Raw genomic sequence first — 18985 nt, forward strand, 5'->3', positions numbered from 1 at the left:
TTTAAAAAGCTAATTGTAAGGGAATAGAAACTTTTACTAGAGTTCCTTGTCTTTTGTCAATAATTTCTACACTCCCATTTGTGTTTTTTTGTTTATTCAGTATGTCTATTCTGCTCTTGGTTATTTTGGTTCCCAAAGATGTTTTATTAATTTCTTTTTCTGCGATTGTTTTTTCTACTCTCCCAACTCCATTATCTTCAACAGTACATATGATAATGTTGTTTTCCTTTGTAAAGCTTATATTTATCATTCCATCATTGTCCTTTTCCTTAAAACCATGAACGATACTGTTTTCAATAAATGGTTGCAGGATTAATGGGGGAATTAAAGTGTTCTTGGGGTCTATGTTTTTATCGATGTTTATTGAATAGGAGAATTTGTTGTTAAATCTTCGTTTCTCAATATCTAGGTAATTCTCTAAAATAGCTAAGTCTTCATCGAGAGGGACAAGTTCTTTTTCTGAGTTTTCCAGAATTTGCCTTATGAGTTTAGAAAATTTACTGAGATAGTTGATGGCAGACTCTTTATCATTTTTTAGGACATAGTCACTAATGGAGTTGAGTGAATTAAATATAAAGTGGGGGTTCATTTGAGACCTCAAAGCTTTAAGTTCAGTTTCGGTAATTAAAGCTTTAGTAATTACCTCTTTTCGCCGTTTATATAACAGAAAGCTGACAATAATTAAAAGAATAAGTATGCTGCTACCTGCTATAGTAATCTTTTTTAATAATTTTTCGTGTGTGAGGTTTGCCAATGAATTGGCCTGTTCAATTTCATGGCTAGAATTAAGTTGGGCTAGTTTTTTTTGATATTTAAATTCCGATTCAAGCTTGGCTATTTCAGCCTTTTTTTCAGACATAGAAAAACTGTCTTTAAGTCTTTCAGCTTGAACTTTTATATCGTAGGCCTTTTTGTAGTTGGCTTGTAGTTGATTAACTTTAGCTAGTTCATCTAGGATTTGGATTTGAAAATCTAAATTATCATTGTTGTTAAGGTCAAGCGCTATTTGGAAATTCCCTTGAGCATCGTCCAATAGTTTTTTATCGCCTATATATTCATATTTTTTTAGGTAATTATCTCCAATGGCAGAGAACACTATTGATAAACTATTCTTGTTTCCTAGGTCTTGATATATGAGTTTTGTTTTATTTAGGTATTCCAAACTTTTGGAATAGTTTTTAAGTGATGTATGGGCAATGCCTATGTTGGTGAGTGCATTGGCCATTCCCTCCTTGTTGCCTATTTCTGTCATTATCATATAGGCTTTATTGTAAAAATCTATAGCTTCCCTGGGCTTGTCCATTGAGTCGAAAATATTACCTAAGCTATTATAGGTGTTGGCAACTCCTATGGGGTAATTTAATCTTTCATATACTTTTTGGGCATCATTTTGGTAGTCAATAGCAAGGGGATGATTTCCAAGTTTATTGAGTAATATGCCTATATTGGCTAATGTACTTCCATAGTCAAAAGAATTATTTAGGTTTAGCCTATCATATAGTTTTAATGCTTTTAGATAAGTGTCTAAGGCTTCAGAATATTTTGACCGATACATTAAATTGATCCCAATACTATTTAGCATTTTGGCCATTAGAAAGCTGTCCTTTTCTTTTTCAAAAATCTCAAAGGCTTGAAGGTTGCATTCATTGGCTCTCAGGTAATCTGAATTTCCAAAGTAAATCAAACCTTTGTTAAATGTTGTTTTGGCAACGCCAACTAAATTGGCACTTTCCTTATGTATTTCAATAGCTTTATCATACATTAACAAAGCCATGGAGTCATTAGATAGCGCATGGTAATTGGTTCCTTTGTTTTGGTAAGCAAATGCCAAGCCTTTTGAAGATTTTAATTTTTTAGCTAGCTCTATAGCTTTGTCGCTAAGTTCTAATCCCTTTTCTGGATTTATTAAGTGATTTTCGTAGGAAAGGTTGTTTAAAATATTTAGCCGGTTTTCATCAGGGATATCACTTTCTGATAATTCAATATTGAGCGAGTCAATAATTTCCTGTTGTGGGAGAGCAGGAATACAAAATGTAAGAAATATGCTTAAAAGTACAAATCTCATGTAATTGGTTGGTTGATAGCGATTTAAAAGTAGTGTTTTTTATGCAGAAAACGCTGGTAATCAAGCAGAAAAAAACTGAAATCCTTCGAATATAAATTGAGGCTGGTTTTTGCTTATAGCTATAAGTAGTTTTATTGACAATTCTGAAATTAAAGCTATGAGTTATGAGAAATCTATTCCCCTTAGTAGCCCCTGTTGTTATTTTTTTAACCCCCATAGACGTTTTATCCCAAAAGCGTATCCAACAACCCTCAAATTCTGGAATTGAAAGTGCCGACAAGTTTGTGGCCAAATCCTTTGAAATTTATGAAAATGTGTTTGTTCATGATAGCCTGACCCAAGCTGGTGCTGAGGTCCCTGATGAACTGGAAGATGCCATTTTGGAACAATCTCAACAGAATATTGACAGCCTTTGGGAAATTTTTCCAGAGGTAGTAGATGACATTGCTAATGGTAACGGCTCATTTATGAAAAAAAGCAGAGCTACCTTAAACATGAGCAAGGTAAAAAAAACTTTTAGGTATTGTGGGGAATATCTAAAAGGCATATTGGTTGGTACAACTGAGGAAGAACGATGATTTTGAAGCAGTATGAGAAAATTATACTGCATTCCATATATGAAGAAGAAACAACTTAAACCAATTTATTAATGCTATTAATCTCTTTTTATTATGAAAACAAAACAATTACTTTTAAGAGTAGTGCTGTGTACTACTTTGTTATTAACCTCTTTTACTTATGCTAAAACTTGGCGGGTAAACAACCAATCTAATTTTGATGGGGCTTCAACCTTTGGGGATAATTTTGGTGGGACTCCTAGTTATCCGGTGTTTAAGGAAATTGAGCAAGCGGTTACTTATCCTAATGTGGTGGCAGGGGATACATTGCATGTGGAAGGTTCTATTGCAGTATATGCTAATGCAGATATTACTAAGCAGTTAGTTATTATAGGGCCTGGTTATTTTTTAACCGAAAATCCCAATGTATCCAACAATACACTTGATGCTAAAATAGAACGTATTTATTTTAAATCAGGTTCAGAAAATTCACAAATTATTGGAATGAATGTAATAACTCAAGGTAGTTCTTTTAGTGGGAAAATTTATGTAAATGTTAATGGTATCACTATTAAACGTTGTAGAATAGCTCGAAACATAGAATTTGCACGTGAATTAGTGGATGTCTATATTCTTCAAAACTTTTTTTCAAATAATTATAATACAAATGCATTAAATATTGATGGTTCTAGTTTTTTTGTGCCACCGCAAGAAATTGTATTTAATAATAATATTTGCCAAAAAAGGTTGATTTGGTCAGGGAATTGGGGTATGGGGACTATTACGGAGTGCAATAACAATGTGTTTGATGGCCCTGTCAATGAGTTAAGTTTGGAATTTAATACTGGGTCCTTCCAAAATAACATCTTGAAAGCAGCCGGTATTGTCGCGAATATCAATAGTGGTACCAATAACAATGTGCAGTACAATACCGTGTCCAACGCTACTGTGTTTGAAGGGACTTTAGGTAATGTTTACGTTCCCAATATGGTGAACTTGTTCATAGATGAGGGGCGGACTACAGATGGAGCCTATCAATTAAAGGCTAGTTCTACCTACAATGAAACAGGAAGCGATGGTGCAGAGCGTGGAGCGTTTGGAGGGGTTGCGGTATCTAATCGTTATAACCTGTCTGGGTTAGGAGCCATCCCTGTGATTTATCGAGTGGCTACTCCTGGAGTTTCAGAGGCGGATACTGGGCTTTCAGTAACCCTTAAAGCAAGAACCAATAACTAATAGAGCTATGAAAAAGATTGTTTTAACTAGTCTATTATTAGTGGCTATAACATTAGGTATTGAAGCGCAATCCAATGTTACCCATGTTGAGTATTTTTTGGATGAGGATATTGGAGTTGGAATGAATACTGTATTGAGTGTCACTTCGCCTAGTACAGATATTACTCAAGCTGTATTGGCAAATATCCCAGCTTCAACAACTATAGGGTACCATAAGCTTTATATGAGGGTTAAGGATGCTAATGGAAATTGGAGTCATACCATTAGAAAAAATATTGAAGTCTATGAGAATCCTGACAGCGAGATTGTTGCTTTAGAGTTCTTTTTTGGTGATGATTTGGGGTTTGGCAACAATACTGTTGTTAATTTAAATGAGTCAAAAGATGAGATCACAAAAAGCTTTAATGTTCCCTATACTCCGTTGACATATAACTTTGAAGATGTGCTTTACGTACGGGTAAAGGATTCCAAAGGAAATTGGTCTATTACAACTGTTCTCGATGAATTAGCTGATAATCTTGGTGTTGAAGATAATTTGAAGAGCTCAATTAGTATGTATCCAAACCCCTTTGTAGATAAGATTAACATTGGTTCATCACAAGATTTAAGTGTACAAAGTATTCAAGTTATGGAGATGAATGGAAGGGTGATTTATAGTATTTCAGAAAATGCAACATCCTTGGATCTTGGATACCTTTCTCAAGGGCTATATTTTGTGAAATTGGAGACCAGTAAAGGAGAAGCTACCTTTAAATTGGCGAAGAAGTAAGGTTATTATAAATATTTAATTTTATGTGAACATTAATAGAGGCCATCTTAGGGTGGTCTCTATTTATATGACTTTTTAGTTGATTTGGATACGCTTCGTTTCGGAAATTAAGCTACCATCATTGCAAGTACCTTCTATAAACATCTTCAAAGTGCCAGTTTGGATATTGTCTATTTTAAAAGAAATGTTGCCCTCTGCATCTACGTGGCAATTGGGGATCCAATTCACTACACCGTATTCTTTATAGAATTGCGTTTGATAAAACGCATATTTTGGGGTGTAGAATTTGGAGGGCGTGCTGAAGGTAAGTGGAATGTTAAACGTTTGAAACGGACTGTTCTCATTAAAGGTAACTGAAATTTTAGGATCCGTATAAATTTTAATGACTCCAGCGCCTCCATTGACACCTTGTCCAAATCCTGATTTGTCAACAAGAATGTAATCCACAATATCCAAACGGTATTGGTATAGAGTATTCAAATCGAACAGTCTCATGTCGTCCAAGTATACCACAGGACTATTGTTGGTTCCAGAAGCTGCCGAAGGATTGATAATATCAAGTTGCCCATTGTTTTGGTAGACCCTAAACCCCTTGGTTTGTATGTAGGAGGCAAAATCCATATAAGACCTGCGTAGGTTATCATCAAAGACATCAATTTTGCCATGCTGCTGCTGGCTCAGCTGCTCTTTACGACTGTCCTTTTTTCTAACCGAAAGCACGATTTCATTCAATTGTTCCACACCACTCCAGGAGTTGATCAAAAACGCTTGTGAGTTATTGGAGTTAAAACTGACGGGTTGTTTTAAAGGTTCTATTTTAATATGCTTCTCCAAATCAGGAATTTTGGAAGGCGAAAACTCTAAAAACAAATGGGGTTTTATTCCTGAGTTTTTTCGGTTCAGTTCTACAAAACGCAATTGTTCTTTGTCCAGTGGATAAAGACCTTGTTTTTTAAAATAGGTATTGCTGGCATTTAGTTCAAAGGTTTCAAAATCATTGTTGGTAATGGGGAACATGGCAAAGGTATTGGACTTCGATTGGTTGATGTGCGCTTTAACGGTGATGCCTTGTTCAAAAGAATATTTTGCATTGGGAGGATGGTTGAAGATCTGTCGCCAATTATAACTGCTCCATCCTTGGGTAAGCAAAAGATTGTCCAACTCAAACTCTTTTTGTCTATTAATATCTGAAAAATAGTAATGGGCATTTTCAATGAATCCTTTTACAAAGGGTTGTAAATACAGTGCAGAAATAATGTTTTGATGGTGTTGGTAGGATTTGGTTTCGGTAGGCAAAACGGATACACTGAAATTATTAAAAGCTTTTGGGTTGACAGTTTTAATTGGAATTTTTATCAGCGTTGAATCTTCGTCTTTTTGGAAATTTGCTTCTTCAGATTTTACGAACTGAACCCCTTCATATTTAAAATAAAGGCGTTCCAGGATTGGATTGCCTTCTTCATCAAATAAGGTTAAAATATTCATGCCTTTGAAAAGGTCTTTGTGAGGGATTAGAGTTAGGATTTCTGTAGCATCTGTAAATTGAATGCCAATGGTTTTAAGATCATGCCCATTGTGAACCATTAAAGTATAAGGTTTGTTTTTAATGAATTTAAAGGTATCTGTATTGGTGTTGAACCTTAAAATGATTTTGTCGGTGAGTTTGTTTAAGGTCATGGCAATGCCAAAAGGTTCAGATGGCGGCAATGGTTGAATTTGTGTAATCTCTTGCGTTTTAACTCTTACTTTGTAGAAAGTGCCATGGTCAGGAGTGAGCGCAAATTTTCCAATGCCAAATTGATTGGTTCCCATACTGCCCAGGCTTTGGTTATTGGAATCCAAAAGCTCAAAAGTGGTATTGGGCAGTCCAAGTCCTAAAGTGTCTTTTATAACAATACCGATAGTGTTTGGCGTGTTGGCCACCAAATGGCCTCCTTCTGGCAATAATTGAATATCGAGATGTGAGGAAACTAGAGGAGGTGGTGTGGTTTCGTTGGCATCAATGATGGAGATGCCCTGAACATAAAAATTCTGCTCGTCAAAGTTTTTCATCCAATTGGTGTAGGCGTGAAAGTTGTAATTACCCGAGGAAAATTGTTCATCCACAAAAAAGCTTCCATAGCAAACCCCATTTTGAGCCAATAGCATTTTATTCTTTATGATGTTACTTTCATTGTCAACAATAGCACAATACACATTGGTGGTTGCTGTAGACAACTGTTTACTGTTCTTGTCGAAAACATACACCGTAAAGGCTAGAGTTTCTCCTTTGATATATGTGGATTTGTTCAGATGCGCATAGGCAATCTCTCTCGGCAATTGGGTATGGGTTGTAAAGGATTCTGCAATATGCTTTATTTGAGAAGATTCTTGGGAATAAGAAGAAACGAATGAAAGCAAGCAAAGAAGCCAAATGATGTAGGTAATATTGTAAACGGCTTTGGCTTTTATTTGTCGGTTTTGAAGCATTTAAACTTAGGTGTGTTGATAACTTCAAGTTAAAGATTTTATTAATGATAAGGCATAAAAAAAGAGATTAGCATACAACTAATCTCTTTCGTATTGTTAAAGGAGGTCCTAGGAAACTAAGCCACCTTTTTAAGCAAATCAAAACAAGGGCACTTTTTGCAACGCTTGTTTTCTCCCTTTTTATATTTCTTGCAACAACTGCTTTTTACCTTATCGGCATTAATGATGCCTGATTCGTGCAGCTGCTTTATCGCTTCTTTCTTTTTTTGCTTTTTGTCTTTTTTCTTGCCCAAAACAAATAATAACTATTTCAAAACGAGGGCGAAAATACTTATTTTAAATAAATCTAAATAAGATTTAATGTTAAAATTATTCAGGTGTTTCGGCAGCGGCTGTACTTACGTTCAATTGTTGGATGTCGCGATCGAACAAATACAAGCCTCCCTTATCGTTCCCAATCATGTTTATTTTGTCCAAAATAGTTCTTGCAACCGCTTCTTCCTCTATCTGTTCAGATACATACCATTGAAGGAAATTATGTGTGGCATAGTCCTTTTCCTGAAGAGTGATATGTACCAATTCGTTGATGCTTTCAGAAACAAATATTTCATGTTCATATAGCTTTTCAAACATTTCCTTGAACGAATTAAAGGTCACATTAGGCGCCTTTAATGCCGATACCTGGGCATGGCCGCCACGTTCGTTTACAAAACGTACCAATTTCAACATGTGCATACGTTCTTCATCGGATTGATCGTACATAAAATTGGCTACTCCTTCCAGGCCTTTTACCTCTGCCCAACAGGCCATGGCCAAATAAATTTGCGAGGATTCGGCTTCAATGCGTATTTGATCATTAAGAGCCTTTTCTATAGATTTTGATAACATAAGCTTCGTTTTTTACCAAAGTTAGCTATAAAACTCTTAGGATTTAAACATTCTTGCTTAGGATTTTTCTTTTTTAGAAAATCTAAATAAGGGAATGGGCTTGGTATAAAATGTAATTCTAATTCCTAATAATAATACAAGTCCGCCAATAATCATTTGGAGGGTAATAGATTCGTTAAGGAATATCCAGGCTAGAATTGATGCTAAAATGGCTTGTCCTAATAAGCTCACTGAAACTCTTGTGGCTCGCATATGTTTGGTGGCGTAGCTAATGAGCAGCCATGCCAATAACTGGCAAACCAACCCTTGAATTACCAAAACCAACCAGCCTTCATTGGAAAAGCCACTGAAGGGTTCGCCTATGGCAACACAAATAAGGCCCAAGGTAATTGTAGAGGACATCACGCTTATGGTCATAAAACTAACCACGTCTACTTCACCTAAAACAAATTTGCTCACAAGCATATACACAGCATAGAGCATTCCAGATAATACCGCGAAGAAAAATGGAATGTTGAATTCCATTTTTAAAAAGAAACGAAGGCCAACCAATAGCACCATGCCTATCAAGGCTATTACGGTTCCTATCCAAAAATTCCTTAAAGGTTTGTCCTTTAAAAATAGGAAGGCTCCAATACCCACCCAAACGGGTGATAAATTGGTCAGCAGTGTGGCCTGTGTTGCTGAGGATCCTTGAATGGCGATGTTCCATACGCCAACATCCAATCCGAAGATAAGGCCGCAAAGGCTTGACAGCAGGAATAGTTTTCTGGAAGGAATAACAAACTTTTTTGCGAGCAACACATAGGGTACAATAACGGCTGAGGCAAAGGCCATTCGGTAAAACGCAGAGATGAGCCCGGGTGTCAAGCTAAGCCGCACCAAGACAGGAAATATCGAGATGCAAACAATGCCAATAACAAGCGCAATTCTAGGTTTTGTCATCAGTTATAAACTAAAAGAACATAAAAGTACTTAAATCTTTATTATGAATCTGTATTGTAGTGTGTTATGGTGTAAAAAAAGCGCTTATTTGTGCAATTTTAATTGAATGCGTTTGCGGTTAATGTCAACCTCCAATACCTTAACAATCACTTGTTGATGTAGGCTGATGTGCTCGTTGACATCGCTCACAAAACCATCGGATAGATTGGAAATATGAATCAACCCACTTTCTTTAATGCCTATATCCACAAAAGCACCAAAATTGGTCACGTTGTTGACAATTCCAGGTAGTAGTTGGCCTTCCTGTAAGTCGTTGATGGTTTTGATATTTTGGTTGAAGGTAAATACCTTGGCTTGCTCCCTAATATCCAATCCCGGTTTTTCCAATTCCTTGACAATATCTTTTAGTGTAGGCAGCCCTACTGTATCTGTGCAATATTTGTTGAGGTCAATTTTTTTAAGGAGTTCTGAATTGCCTATCAATTCGGAAACTGTTTTGTCTTCATCTTTGGCAATTTGTTTGACAATACTGTAACTTTCTGGGTGAACTGCGGAATCATCCATTGGGTTTTTAGCGCCTTTAATTCTTAAAAAGGCAGCGCCTTGTTCAAAGGCTTTGTCTCCCAATCTTGGCACTTTTTTAATGTCGGTTCTAGCTAAGAATTTACCGTTTTCCTCTCTATAGGCCACAATGTTTTCTGCCAATTTTGGGCCAATTCCAGACACATAGCTTAATAGGGATTTACTGGCGGTGTTGATGTTCACGCCAACAGCATTTACACAACTTTCCACAACGGTGTCCAATTCGTTTTTCAACTTGGTTTGGTCCACATCATGTTGGTATTGCCCAACCCCAATAGATTTTGGGTCAATCTTTACCAATTCTGCCAAGGGATCCTGCAATCGTCTTCCTATGGAAACAGAGCCTCTCACGGTCACGTCGTAGTTTGGGAATTCCTCTCTGGCAATTTTGGATGCCGAATAGATACTGGCACCAGCTTCATTCACCACAAATACCTGGATGTCATTCTTAAAATGAATACGTCTGATAAGGGCTTCGGTTTCTCTTGAAGCAGTTCCGTTTCCAATGGCGATGGCCTCTATCTGATACGCCTCAGCCAAAGAACTAATTTTTTTTATGGCTCCCGTAGTATCATTTTTAGGGGCGTGCGGGTAAATGGTTTCGTTGTGCTTTAGAGTTCCTTGCGCATCCAAACAAACAACTTTACAGCCGGTTCTAAACCCTGGGTCAATGGCCAAGATTCTTTTTTCTCCTAAAGGTGATCCTAGGAGTAACTGCTTAAGGTTCTTCGCAAATACAGAGATGGCCGATGTATCGGCTTTTTCCTTGGCATTTTGAACGGCTTCGTTGGAAAGCGATGGCAGCAACAAACGTTTGTAAGCATCTTTTATAGCCAATTCAATTTGTTCAGAGCAAGCGTTGTTGGAGCGAATGATGCGACTTTCAATTTTTGAAAGGGCGCGCTCTTCATCAATATCTATTTTAAGGCGAATAAAACCTTCGTGTTCTGCACGTAAAATGGCTAAAAGTCTGTGTGAAGGAATGCGGCTTAACGATTCTTCCCATTCAAAATAATCCCTGAATTTTTGAGCATCCTCCTCTTCGGCCTTTGCCTTTACCACCTTGGAGGAAATAAGGGCAAAGCGTTCCAATTGTTGACGTATCTGATTTCTGATATCGGTACGTTCATTGATCCATTCGGCAATGATATGGCGTGCGCCTTCCAAGGCGTCTTCTGCAGAGCTAATGTCTCCTTTGGTATATTTAAAAGCGATAGACTCCAAATCAGAGGCATTTTGACTCATGATGATTTTGGCCAACGGTTCCAAACCAGCTTTTCTGGCGGCTTCGGCTTTGGTTTTGCGTTTTTTCTTGTAGGGCAGATACAAATCTTCCAAGGTGGTTAGATCTGTTGCCTCTTCAATGCTGTTTTGCAATTCTGGAGTTAAAACGTCCTGTTCTTTCAAGGCTTTTAAAATAGCAGCCTTTCGTTTTTCCAAAGCCTCAAATTGCTCTTTGTATTTCACAATATCTCCAATTTGCACTTCATCCAAGTTTCCAGTGCGCTCTTTTCGGTATCGGGAAATAAAGGGTACCGTGCAGTCTTCTTCCAAAAGTTGGAGTGTATTTTTAACTCCAGACTCAGGTAAATTGGTAAATGAAATGATATAGGAAATGATGCTTTGGGACATGATATTTAGTTTTGTTGCGAATTTAAATGAAAACGATAAATAGTCTCAATTTTGAAGAACAAACTTCCTTTTAACTTTGGGTTCAATTGGGTGCGTTTGTCATCAATCCTGAAGTCAATCACCTTTAAGCCAATGGTGTCGTCATCGTCAAAAACCGCATGTCTGTTAGTGGCGTAACCCAATTTGCTTCGAAAGAGGACTTGTTTGTTAAAGGTGTTAAACTCTATATAGCTAGCAAATTCCAATCGGTTTTGCTCTACATACCTTCCTATTTGTTCTGGATTGTGTAAGTGGTAGCTGCGTTCGATTCCTAAATAATCAATTCCGATTTTAAAATGTGGCAGCGTATAGTTGATATTGGCAGAGAGTGGAATTGCTAAGTCAGCCTCAAAAAGCTGGTTGTTGCTAAGGTAGTATATTCCTAGAATTGGGGTGGTCGTAACTCCGAAAGCCTCTTGTGAGAGGTAAAGGCCGTATCTAAAAAACAGGTTGTCCCTGCGTTGGTTTTTGAATATGGCAAGGCCTCCTAGGTAAAAATCATCTGAGGAGATGTCTTGGTAATCCGAAGCAATTTTAGGAAGGGCAATAAAAGTACCCTGCCATGTATTGGAGAATTTGGAATTGATGCCTAACCTTAGTGTGGTGTTGTAAAGGTGAGAGTAGCCGTCGTTTGGAAATAGCTTTAGGTTGTTGTAGGTAAAGTTGGCCCCGGTAATAATGGCTGTGGACTCATTGATTGGAAAAGGAACGGTGGCAACCGATTCAAATGAGTTGACATCTGTATGATTAGGGGTGTTTTCAAAATTTGAATGAGGGGTGTAGGCGTACCTAACTTGAAGTACATCAACGTAATTTTGCGCACAAAAGAAGGAGGGAAGCCAAATTAAAAGGAACCAGAAATTTTTCAAAATATAGTGTAATTATACCTAGCTACATAAAGATAGGTTAATCGGTGAGTGGTTTAATCCATCACCGATTGGTCTACTTCAAACTTTGCCATGGTGGCCATTTTGGCCTTATTGAGACTTAAAACTCCGTTAACAATGGTGTAATTATCAACAGATTCCAAAACTTTCAAAAAGGCTTTTTCAGTACTCATGTCTGGGCAGGCTTTCATGGTTGAAATGAGTCCTGACAATTTAATGCCGTATTCATTTTGGAGCGTATAGCTGCCGCCAAATCCATTACATCCTGAATTCCCTCCAGCACGATTGGTTTTGGAATCCAAGTATAGATAGGGTTGCGGGGTCATGTCGGTAATTTTTTGTCCCTGTAATTCTACCAGTTTCCAAGGGGTGTCTGTTAGGGAAATGGAGGTTGTGTTATTGTTGGAACTAGTGGTTTGTTTTGAGCTTTTACAAGCCGTTAGCATTAGTATGCATGTAAATAAGAAAAGTGCTTTTGTTTTCATAATTAAAGGTTTTAGAGGAACAACTTGTTGTTGAAAAGTTGTTCCTCTAATTTAACCAATTACCATACCAAAACCAATGGCAAAGGTATATGGGGTGTGATGTTTTATACTCTTTTAAAAAGGGTATATACATATGGACGTTCGCCACCAAATGGATTGATGAACGTATAGTCCATACTTTCCAAAAGTTGAAATTCGTCGCCAAGTTTTTCCTGTAGCATGTCCGTGTTGTAACGTTGTAAGGGCAGGCCACAACATTTTTCGGCTCCGTCCAAAGCAAATACGGCAATCAACACATAACCATCTTTGGCAACCACTTTTTTGATCAGTTCAAAGTAGGTAGCTTGTTCTTCTTCTTTTAAAAAGAAATGCAATACGGCACGGTCTACCCAAAGATCTATTTGGTCTTGTTCCAAAAGCGCTTTGGGCTGGGTTAAATCATCTGTAATACAATTTAAGTCATGGTTAAACTCATGTTTGATACGTGCCTTTAATTTGCTTAAAGCTACGTCGCTTAAATCGTTAGCGATGATATTTTGGTACCCACTGGAAACCAGTGCATCTATCAAATTGCTAGTGCCAGCACCTACTGCTAAAATGGAAGCGTCAGGTTGTAGGTGGCATTTATCTATAAGTTGCAATGTAGTTTCTGGATGAGGTTCATACCATCCTAATTCTGGGTCTGCTTTGGTATCGTAAACGTTGTCCCAATGAGATTTGAGGTGATTCATTAATTTAAAATGTAACAAGGTTATAGTTTCCTTCCTTTAAATCGAAATAGCCATAATAAAGTGTGTTATCATGAAAGAAAATATAATCTGCAGTGCTATATTTTTTGTCTTTTTTAAAGGTGTCGATTTTATCAAATATATTTTCTTCAATCTCTCCAGCTTGGTGATTAAACTCTAAATCAAATATGGAGTGAAAATAGGTGGATTTTGTTTTGGTGTATGTATTATAAGCCAAATATGTCGGGTTGTAAGAGCTATAAGTTCCTGCAGGAGTAGTAAAAGTATTTAATGGATCAGATAAATCAGTAGGGATTGGTGTGGGGTTTTTGGTGATTTTATAGCCGCCCATGGATGCATGATAGCTATTTTTTATTTTAAGAACGGTTATTCCTAGATTTCCTGAAGATATTTTTCGAAGATACTTTTGGGTTTCTTCCAGTTCACGGGTACTAATAAAAGGTACTCTTGTCCCTTCTTGTATTATGGCAGAATTTTTAAAGTCAATGGGATGCTCTTTGTCGATATAAAAACTTTTAACCAATTCCCCTGTGAGGTTCTTGATTGAAAAATTCATTTCATGTTTTGAGCTGGCTATTTGGTAAATTTTGTCTTCGTAGATATAAGAATTGAATTTTTTAAAAGGTTCAATAGTGCCTTCTGGATAATCAAAAGTTTTAAGGTTAATTTCATAATTCTCTATATCGATGTCATAGAAATAAGTTTTGTCCTCCACATTTTCTAAGGTTAAGTATACCTTGTTTTTGGTTTGATAAAGTTTGCCTAAGCTAGAGGTTACTTCTAATATGTTTGGGATACGTTGATCTATTTTTGAGACGCCAGAAACTTTTGTCCCGTTCCATGATGGCTTCCCAATATTATTAGAAGAATAAACGTTAACAAGGTGATTTTTGGTTAAAAGTGATTTGTCCTTCAAGTCATCTAAAGTGAAGGTCTTTATTTTATTAAAACTTAGATTGTTGAATGTCCAGATACTCAGCTCTAAATTGTCTTCTGCTGTAAAAAGAAAAAGTTGGTTGTTGTAATTGACGGTGCTTAAATAAATTTCTCCATCAAAATCCATTTTAAACTCAGAAATATCCATAGAGCCTAAACCAAAATCGATATTTAAAATAGCAAACTTGTCTTTTTTGTCATTGGCATATAATATGTTGTAGTTTAAATCGTCAACGGTGTAACCGACCACTTCATTGTATTTGCTTTTTAATCCTTCTGTCTCCAAAGCAGATTTCTGATTGAAATCTACATCAAAAAGGTAGGCAAAGGCATTTTTATCTTCAATTAGAAGAATGGCTAAATCATTGTTTTCGGTATTAGAAAACGTGTAGGACTCCTTCGTTAATCGTTTTGATACTTTCTCGTTTTCAAATGTAAGTACGGTTTCCTGGCAAAAGGTATTTAGGCTTATAAATAAAATTAGAAAGCTTAAAGGTTTAGCAAATGTCATACGTAAGGTTGATAAGTGATTTGGGTTATAAACTGACCAATGGTTAGCTTATTTGCAATCCGTTGGTAACGTTTTGCCCTTCGTCAGGGTTAACGAACACCAATTTACCATCGGCTGTTTCGGTCATTAAAATCATCCCTTCACTTTCTACGCCACGTAAAGCTCTTGGTGCTAAGTTTACCAATACGGTCACACGTTTCCCAACAACCTCTTCAGGTGAAAAGCTTTCAGCAATACCAGACACAATGGTTCTTACGTCAATACCAGTATCCACTTTCAGCACCAATAATTTTTTTGCCTTGGGCATTTTTTCAGCTTCTAAAATCGTTCCTACACGTAGGTCCAATTTTGTAAAGTCGTCAAAAGTGATAATGTCCTTTTGAGGTTCTACCGTTTTGTTGACCGCTTCATTGGCCTTTTTGCTCGCTTCCAATTTGTCCAATTGGGTTTGGATGTCTTGATCTTCTATTTTTGAGAACAACAATTCAGCGTTTCCAATTTGATGTCCAGCAGCAAGCAAGACCTCTTTGGATGTAATGTCATTCCATGAAATGCTTTCTGAAGCCGAGGCCACATTCAGCATGTTCTTTAATTTCTCAGAGGTAAATGGCAAGAAAGGCTCACTTAAAGTTGCCAAAGCTGAAGCTATTTGTAGGGCCACATACATGATAGTTTGTGTACGGGCTTGATCTTCCTTGATTACTTTCCATGGCTCTTCGTCTGCCAAATATTTATTCCCCAAACGGGCCAAGTTCATCAACTCCTGACTTCCCTCACGGAAACGGTAGCGTTCAATAGAACTTGCTATTACCGATGGATATGCTTTTACGGCAGCCAAGGTTTCTTCGTCAATCTCAGTCAACTCTGAAGGCGTTGGCACAATGCCATTATAATATTTGTTGGTCAAGACCACAACGCGGTTGATAAAGTTTCCGAAGATGGCTACCAATTCGTTATTGTTTCTCGCTTGAAAGTCCTTCCAGGTAAAATCATTGTCTTTAGTTTCAGGGGCATTGGCAGTCAATGCGTAACGCAATACATCCTGCTTTTCTGGGAAATCCTGCAAGTATTCAGGAAGCCAAACCGCCCAGTTTTTGGAGGTCGACAATTTGTTGCCTTCCAAATTCAAGAATTCATTGGCAGGTACATTATCAGGAAGGATATAGCTGCCTTCAGCCTTTAACATGGCTGGGAAAATGATACAGTGGAATACAATATTATCCTTTCCAATAAAGTGTACCAACTTGGTGTCTTGGTCTTTCCAATACGGTTCCCAATCCTTGCCTTCACGCTCTGCCCATTCCTTGGTAGCTGAGATATACCCAATAGGTGCATCAAACCAAACATATAACACCTTTCCTTCAGCATCTGGTAGTGGTACTGGGATTCCCCAATCCAAATCTCTTGTTACCGCACGTGGACGTAATCCGTCATCGATCCATGATTTTACTTGTCCGTAAACATTAGGTTTCCAGTCTTTTTTGTGACCTTCCAAAATCCATTCCTTAAGGAAGTCTTCATGCTTGTCCAATGGTAAAAACCAGTGCTTGGTCTGCTTCAAGGTTGGCACATTTCCAGTAATGGCGGATTTAGGATTGATAAGATCCGTAGCGTTTAAACTGGTGCCACACTTTTCACATTGATCGCCATAAGCTTCTTCATTACCACATTTTGGACAAGTTCCCGTTACAAAACGGTCTGCCAAAAACTGATTGGCCTGCTCATCGTATAACTGCTCGGTGACTTCTTCAATAAATTCTCCTTTGTCATATAACGTTTTGAAGAATTCCGAAGCGGTTTCATGATGTACTTGTGCTGACGTACGGCTATAGTTATCAAACGAAATACCGAAATCTTCAAACGATTGTTTAATGATGGCGTGGTATTTATCTACCACGTCCTGAGGTGTTACCCCTTCTTTTTTTGCCTTGATGGTGATAGGCACCCCATGTTCATCACTTCCGCATACAAAGGCAACATCCTTGCCGTTAAGTCTTAAAAATCTAGCGTAAATATCGGCAGGTACGTATACACCAGCCAAGTGGCCAATATGGATAGGACCGTTGGTGTAAGGTAATGCTGCGGTAATGGTATAGCGTTTAGGATCTGTCATGGATTTGTATGTTTAATACTTGCTGCAAGGGCAACAAGGCTCTAATGTTTTAGTGTTTAAAATAGGTGAGCAAAAATACGGATTTTGAAAGCTAATTAGAAAAAAACTGTACATTTATCCTATGTCAAAAAACATCCAATTAGTTTTCCTGTGTTGTGCCCTGTGGTTCTTTGCAATGACCACTGGTAATGCACAGCAATCCAATTCACAAACTCCAAACAAATTGATACAGCCAGAGTACTTAAAAGTAGGGGATACCGTGGCCATTGTGGCGCCTTCGGGAATATTAAAAAATAGGGAAGATGAGGTGCAGGGTGCCATTGCCTTGTTGGAAAGTTGGGGACTGTATGCCAAAGTGGGAGCCCATGTGTTCAGTCAGGATAATCATTTTGCGGGAACCGATGCCCAACGCGCAGCCGATTTCCAAAAGGCTTTGGATGATCCTGCTGTCAGTGCTATTTGGTGTGCCAGAGGAGGCTATGGGAGTGTGCGTATCCTAGATAGGTTGGATTATACCAAATTTAAGCAACACCCAAAATGGTTAATTGGTTATAGTGACATCACGGCCTTGCACAGCCAAATCCATAATTTGGGCTATGAAACCCTACATGCCTTGATGTGTGTGAGTTTGACTAAAGATTTAGCCGAGATACAGGACACCGTAGAGACTTTTAAAAAAGCCTTGTTTGGTGAGTCGTTATCTTATTCGCTAAATGGTTCTTCATACAATAGAACTGGAAGCGTTACAGCACCATTGGTAGGTGGCAACCTTACCATGCTGCATACCATGCTGGGTTCTGAGACTAGCCTTGATACTTCTGGGGATATCCTCTTTATTGAAGAAATAGGAGAGTATAAGTATCATATCGACCGCATGCTGCAAAGTTTAAAGCGTGCCGGCTATTTTGAAAACTGTAAAGGTGTGTTGGTAGGCGATATGAGCAACCTTAGAAAAAACACCACCCCTTGGGGCACTTCCATTGAGCAATTGATTTTGGATGCCCTGTCCGACTATGATTTTCCTATTGCCTTTAACATGCCTGCCGGCCATGAAAAGGACAACCGTGCCATGATATTGGGTAGAACTATTGAAATGACCGTTACTAAAGAGGGAACTACGGTGGTATTCATGGAATAATTATGGTTTTTTGTCGCCTTTGAAACAATTCAACTTCGGGACTTCTCGATACAATTGTTCTTCGTTGGCACTCAGAACAATTACTCGAAGTGACGTTTGGTACGGTGTCATTCCGACGAAGGAGGAATCGCTGTGGGAAGTATTAGATTCTTCATTACATTACACTTCATTCTGAAATCGAAGATTCGATGCGGTGAATGGCAAGGAGACTATGAAACACAAAATATTAACAGCATTGAATCTTAGATTTCGTTATCCAGAGGTGTAAATGCTCTTTTTGTCATTTTGTAGCTTTCTTTTTGTGTTTTTAACGGAGTAAAGATGGTTAAATAGAAAGAGCTTTTATGGTTGGATTCAATCGGTTTTATTTTTGGCTATAAACAAAAATGTAGTAACTGAAAAGTTGTTATTCTACAATCTATAGCCAATTCCATTTTAAAAATGCTATTATCTGAATCAAACGTCTTGGGTTTGGGTAAACCTTCATCATAGTAAAATCCAGAAACATATTCACTCGTCCTGAATTTGCAAAAAAATGTTTTTGATTATATCGTAGCTTAGGCCTAAGTTGAGGTTTATTCCACTAACTACACGTCCTGATTTCCTATAAGTCATTAAGGTGTAGCCTAGCCCTGTTTGTGGTCTAATTTTTTTTAGACTGTTTAATTCAGTGTATATTTTAGGTTGAATTACATAAAGTGTTTTAAAGCTAGATTCTCTAACGTTTCCATTAAATTTAAATATACTTGCATTGGTATGAAAGCCGATGTTTAAGTGGTTTGTTTTTATAAACCTGACTCTAAATCCAAAGTCCGCTATTCCAGAGTAATTGTCCTTTATAAAACTATTTTCCGTTAGTACTGGGAAATTTAATTCAAGGCTGTACTTTGATTCTTGGGAGTATAATTTAATCGAAATGAGTGTCAGTAGAGTAAATAATATCTTTTTCAAAGCAGGATATAAAATGGTTAAATCAAGTTGGGA

General features: G+C 37.6%; 14 protein-coding genes. 4 read left to right on the top strand and 10 right to left on the bottom strand.

The window, feature by feature from the left end; all coding sequences use genetic code 11:
- Position 1: 1 nt before the first annotated feature.
- Complete coding sequence (locus ZA06_RS07795) at positions 2 to 2065, bottom strand: tetratricopeptide repeat-containing sensor histidine kinase (protein WP_053976803.1); 2064 nt, start codon at positions 2063 to 2065, stop codon at positions 2 to 4.
- Between the two features lie 164 nt (positions 2066 to 2229).
- Between ZA06_RS07795 and ZA06_RS07800 the strand changes: the two genes are divergently transcribed.
- From ZA06_RS07800 to ZA06_RS07810, 3 genes are all read left to right on the top strand, one after another.
- Entirely contained in the window at positions 2230 to 2643 is a 414-nt protein-coding gene (locus tag ZA06_RS07800; protein ID WP_053976804.1) for a hypothetical protein, read from the top strand.
- A 93-nt stretch (positions 2644 to 2736) separates the two neighbouring features.
- Positions 2737 to 3858, top strand: a complete 1122-nt coding sequence (locus ZA06_RS07805) for a hypothetical protein (RefSeq protein WP_053976805.1) — start codon at positions 2737 to 2739, stop codon at positions 3856 to 3858.
- Positions 3859 to 3865: 7 nt separating this feature from the next.
- Positions 3866 to 4627 carry a T9SS type A sorting domain-containing protein gene (locus ZA06_RS07810; protein ID WP_082331960.1) on the top strand — a complete coding sequence of 254 codons (762 nt, stop codon included), beginning with the start codon at positions 3866 to 3868 and terminating at the stop codon, positions 4625 to 4627.
- Between the two features lie 75 nt (positions 4628 to 4702).
- On the opposite strand, the gene ZA06_RS07815 is transcribed toward ZA06_RS07810, so the two are convergent.
- The 9 genes from ZA06_RS07815 to metG all read right to left on the bottom strand — a co-directional run bounded on the left by ZA06_RS07815 (position 4703) and on the right by metG (position 16863).
- Positions 4703 to 7096 (bottom strand): hypothetical protein, encoded by a 2394-nt coding sequence (locus ZA06_RS07815; protein ID WP_053976807.1) that lies wholly within the window; start codon positions 7094 to 7096, stop codon positions 4703 to 4705.
- Positions 7097 to 7465: 369 nt separating this feature from the next.
- Positions 7466 to 7984: a ferritin gene (locus tag ZA06_RS07820; RefSeq protein ID WP_053976808.1), complete on the bottom strand. Its 519-nt coding sequence runs from the start codon at positions 7982 to 7984 to the stop codon at positions 7466 to 7468.
- A 57-nt stretch (positions 7985 to 8041) separates the two neighbouring features.
- Positions 8042 to 8929, bottom strand: a complete 888-nt coding sequence (locus ZA06_RS07825) for a DMT family transporter (RefSeq protein ID WP_053976809.1) — start codon at positions 8927 to 8929, stop codon at positions 8042 to 8044.
- Between the two features lie 84 nt (positions 8930 to 9013).
- Complete coding sequence (locus ZA06_RS07830; RefSeq protein ID WP_053976810.1) at positions 9014 to 11143, bottom strand: Tex family protein; 2130 nt, start codon at positions 11141 to 11143, stop codon at positions 9014 to 9016.
- 5 nt (positions 11144 to 11148) lie between these two features.
- The gene (locus ZA06_RS07835; protein ID WP_053976811.1) at positions 11149 to 12051 is read right to left on the bottom strand and encodes a DUF6268 family outer membrane beta-barrel protein; all 903 of its coding nucleotides are present in this window, start codon (positions 12049 to 12051) and stop codon (positions 11149 to 11151) included.
- 53 nt (positions 12052 to 12104) lie between these two features.
- On the bottom strand, positions 12105 to 12554 hold the full coding sequence (locus ZA06_RS07840) for an META domain-containing protein (RefSeq protein ID WP_082331961.1): 450 nt from the start codon (positions 12552 to 12554) through the stop codon (positions 12105 to 12107).
- Positions 12555 to 12658: 104 nt separating this feature from the next.
- Positions 12659 to 13285: a class I SAM-dependent methyltransferase gene (locus tag ZA06_RS07845; RefSeq protein WP_053976813.1), complete on the bottom strand. Its 627-nt coding sequence runs from the start codon at positions 13283 to 13285 to the stop codon at positions 12659 to 12661.
- A gap of 4 nt (positions 13286 to 13289) precedes the next feature.
- Entirely contained in the window at positions 13290 to 14750 is a 1461-nt protein-coding gene (locus tag ZA06_RS07850) for a hypothetical protein (protein ID WP_053976814.1), read from the bottom strand.
- Positions 14751 to 14793: 43 nt separating this feature from the next.
- Positions 14794 to 16863 (bottom strand): methionine--tRNA ligase, encoded by a 2070-nt coding sequence (gene metG / locus ZA06_RS07855; protein WP_053976815.1) that lies wholly within the window; start codon positions 16861 to 16863, stop codon positions 14794 to 14796.
- A gap of 121 nt (positions 16864 to 16984) precedes the next feature.
- Between metG and ZA06_RS07860 the strand changes: the two genes are divergently transcribed.
- Positions 16985 to 18001 carry a S66 peptidase family protein gene (locus ZA06_RS07860; protein WP_082331962.1) on the top strand — a complete coding sequence of 339 codons (1017 nt, stop codon included), beginning with the start codon at positions 16985 to 16987 and terminating at the stop codon, positions 17999 to 18001.
- Positions 18002 to 18985 lie beyond the last annotated feature (984 nt).

It is taken from the genome of Mangrovimonas xylaniphaga (assembly GCF_001280435.1).
GTDB classification, from domain to species: Bacteria; Bacteroidota; Bacteroidia; order Flavobacteriales; family Flavobacteriaceae; genus Mangrovimonas_A; species Mangrovimonas_A xylaniphaga.

What these genes read in the sequence shown, in the direction of transcription:
- ZA06_RS07795 (WP_053976803.1), bottom strand. Translation starts at nt 2,065, where the DNA reads ATGAGATTTGTACTTTTAAGCATATTTCTTACATTTTGTATTCCTGCT.
- ZA06_RS07800 (WP_053976804.1), top strand. Translation starts at nt 2,230, where the DNA reads ATGAGAAATCTATTCCCCTTAGTAGCCCCTGTTGTTATTTTTTTAACC.
- ZA06_RS07805 (WP_053976805.1), top strand. Translation starts at nt 2,737, where the DNA reads ATGAAAACAAAACAATTACTTTTAAGAGTAGTGCTGTGTACTACTTTG.
- ZA06_RS07810 (WP_082331960.1), top strand. Translation starts at nt 3,866, where the DNA reads ATGAAAAAGATTGTTTTAACTAGTCTATTATTAGTGGCTATAACATTA.
- ZA06_RS07815 (WP_053976807.1), bottom strand. Translation starts at nt 7,096, where the DNA reads ATGCTTCAAAACCGACAAATAAAAGCCAAAGCCGTTTACAATATTACC.
- ZA06_RS07820 (WP_053976808.1), bottom strand. Translation starts at nt 7,984, where the DNA reads ATGTTATCAAAATCTATAGAAAAGGCTCTTAATGATCAAATACGCATT.
- ZA06_RS07825 (WP_053976809.1), bottom strand. Translation starts at nt 8,929, where the DNA reads ATGACAAAACCTAGAATTGCGCTTGTTATTGGCATTGTTTGCATCTCG.
- ZA06_RS07830 (WP_053976810.1), bottom strand. Translation starts at nt 11,143, where the DNA reads ATGTCCCAAAGCATCATTTCCTATATCATTTCATTTACCAATTTACCT.
- ZA06_RS07840 (WP_082331961.1), bottom strand. Translation starts at nt 12,554, where the DNA reads ATGAAAACAAAAGCACTTTTCTTATTTACATGCATACTAATGCTAACG.
- ZA06_RS07845 (WP_053976813.1), bottom strand. Translation starts at nt 13,285, where the DNA reads ATGAATCACCTCAAATCTCATTGGGACAACGTTTACGATACCAAAGCA.
- ZA06_RS07850 (WP_053976814.1), bottom strand. Translation starts at nt 14,750, where the DNA reads ATGACATTTGCTAAACCTTTAAGCTTTCTAATTTTATTTATAAGCCTA.
- metG (WP_053976815.1), bottom strand. Translation starts at nt 16,863, where the DNA reads ATGACAGATCCTAAACGCTATACCATTACCGCAGCATTACCTTACACC.
- ZA06_RS07860 (WP_082331962.1), top strand. Translation starts at nt 16,985, where the DNA reads ATGTCAAAAAACATCCAATTAGTTTTCCTGTGTTGTGCCCTGTGGTTC.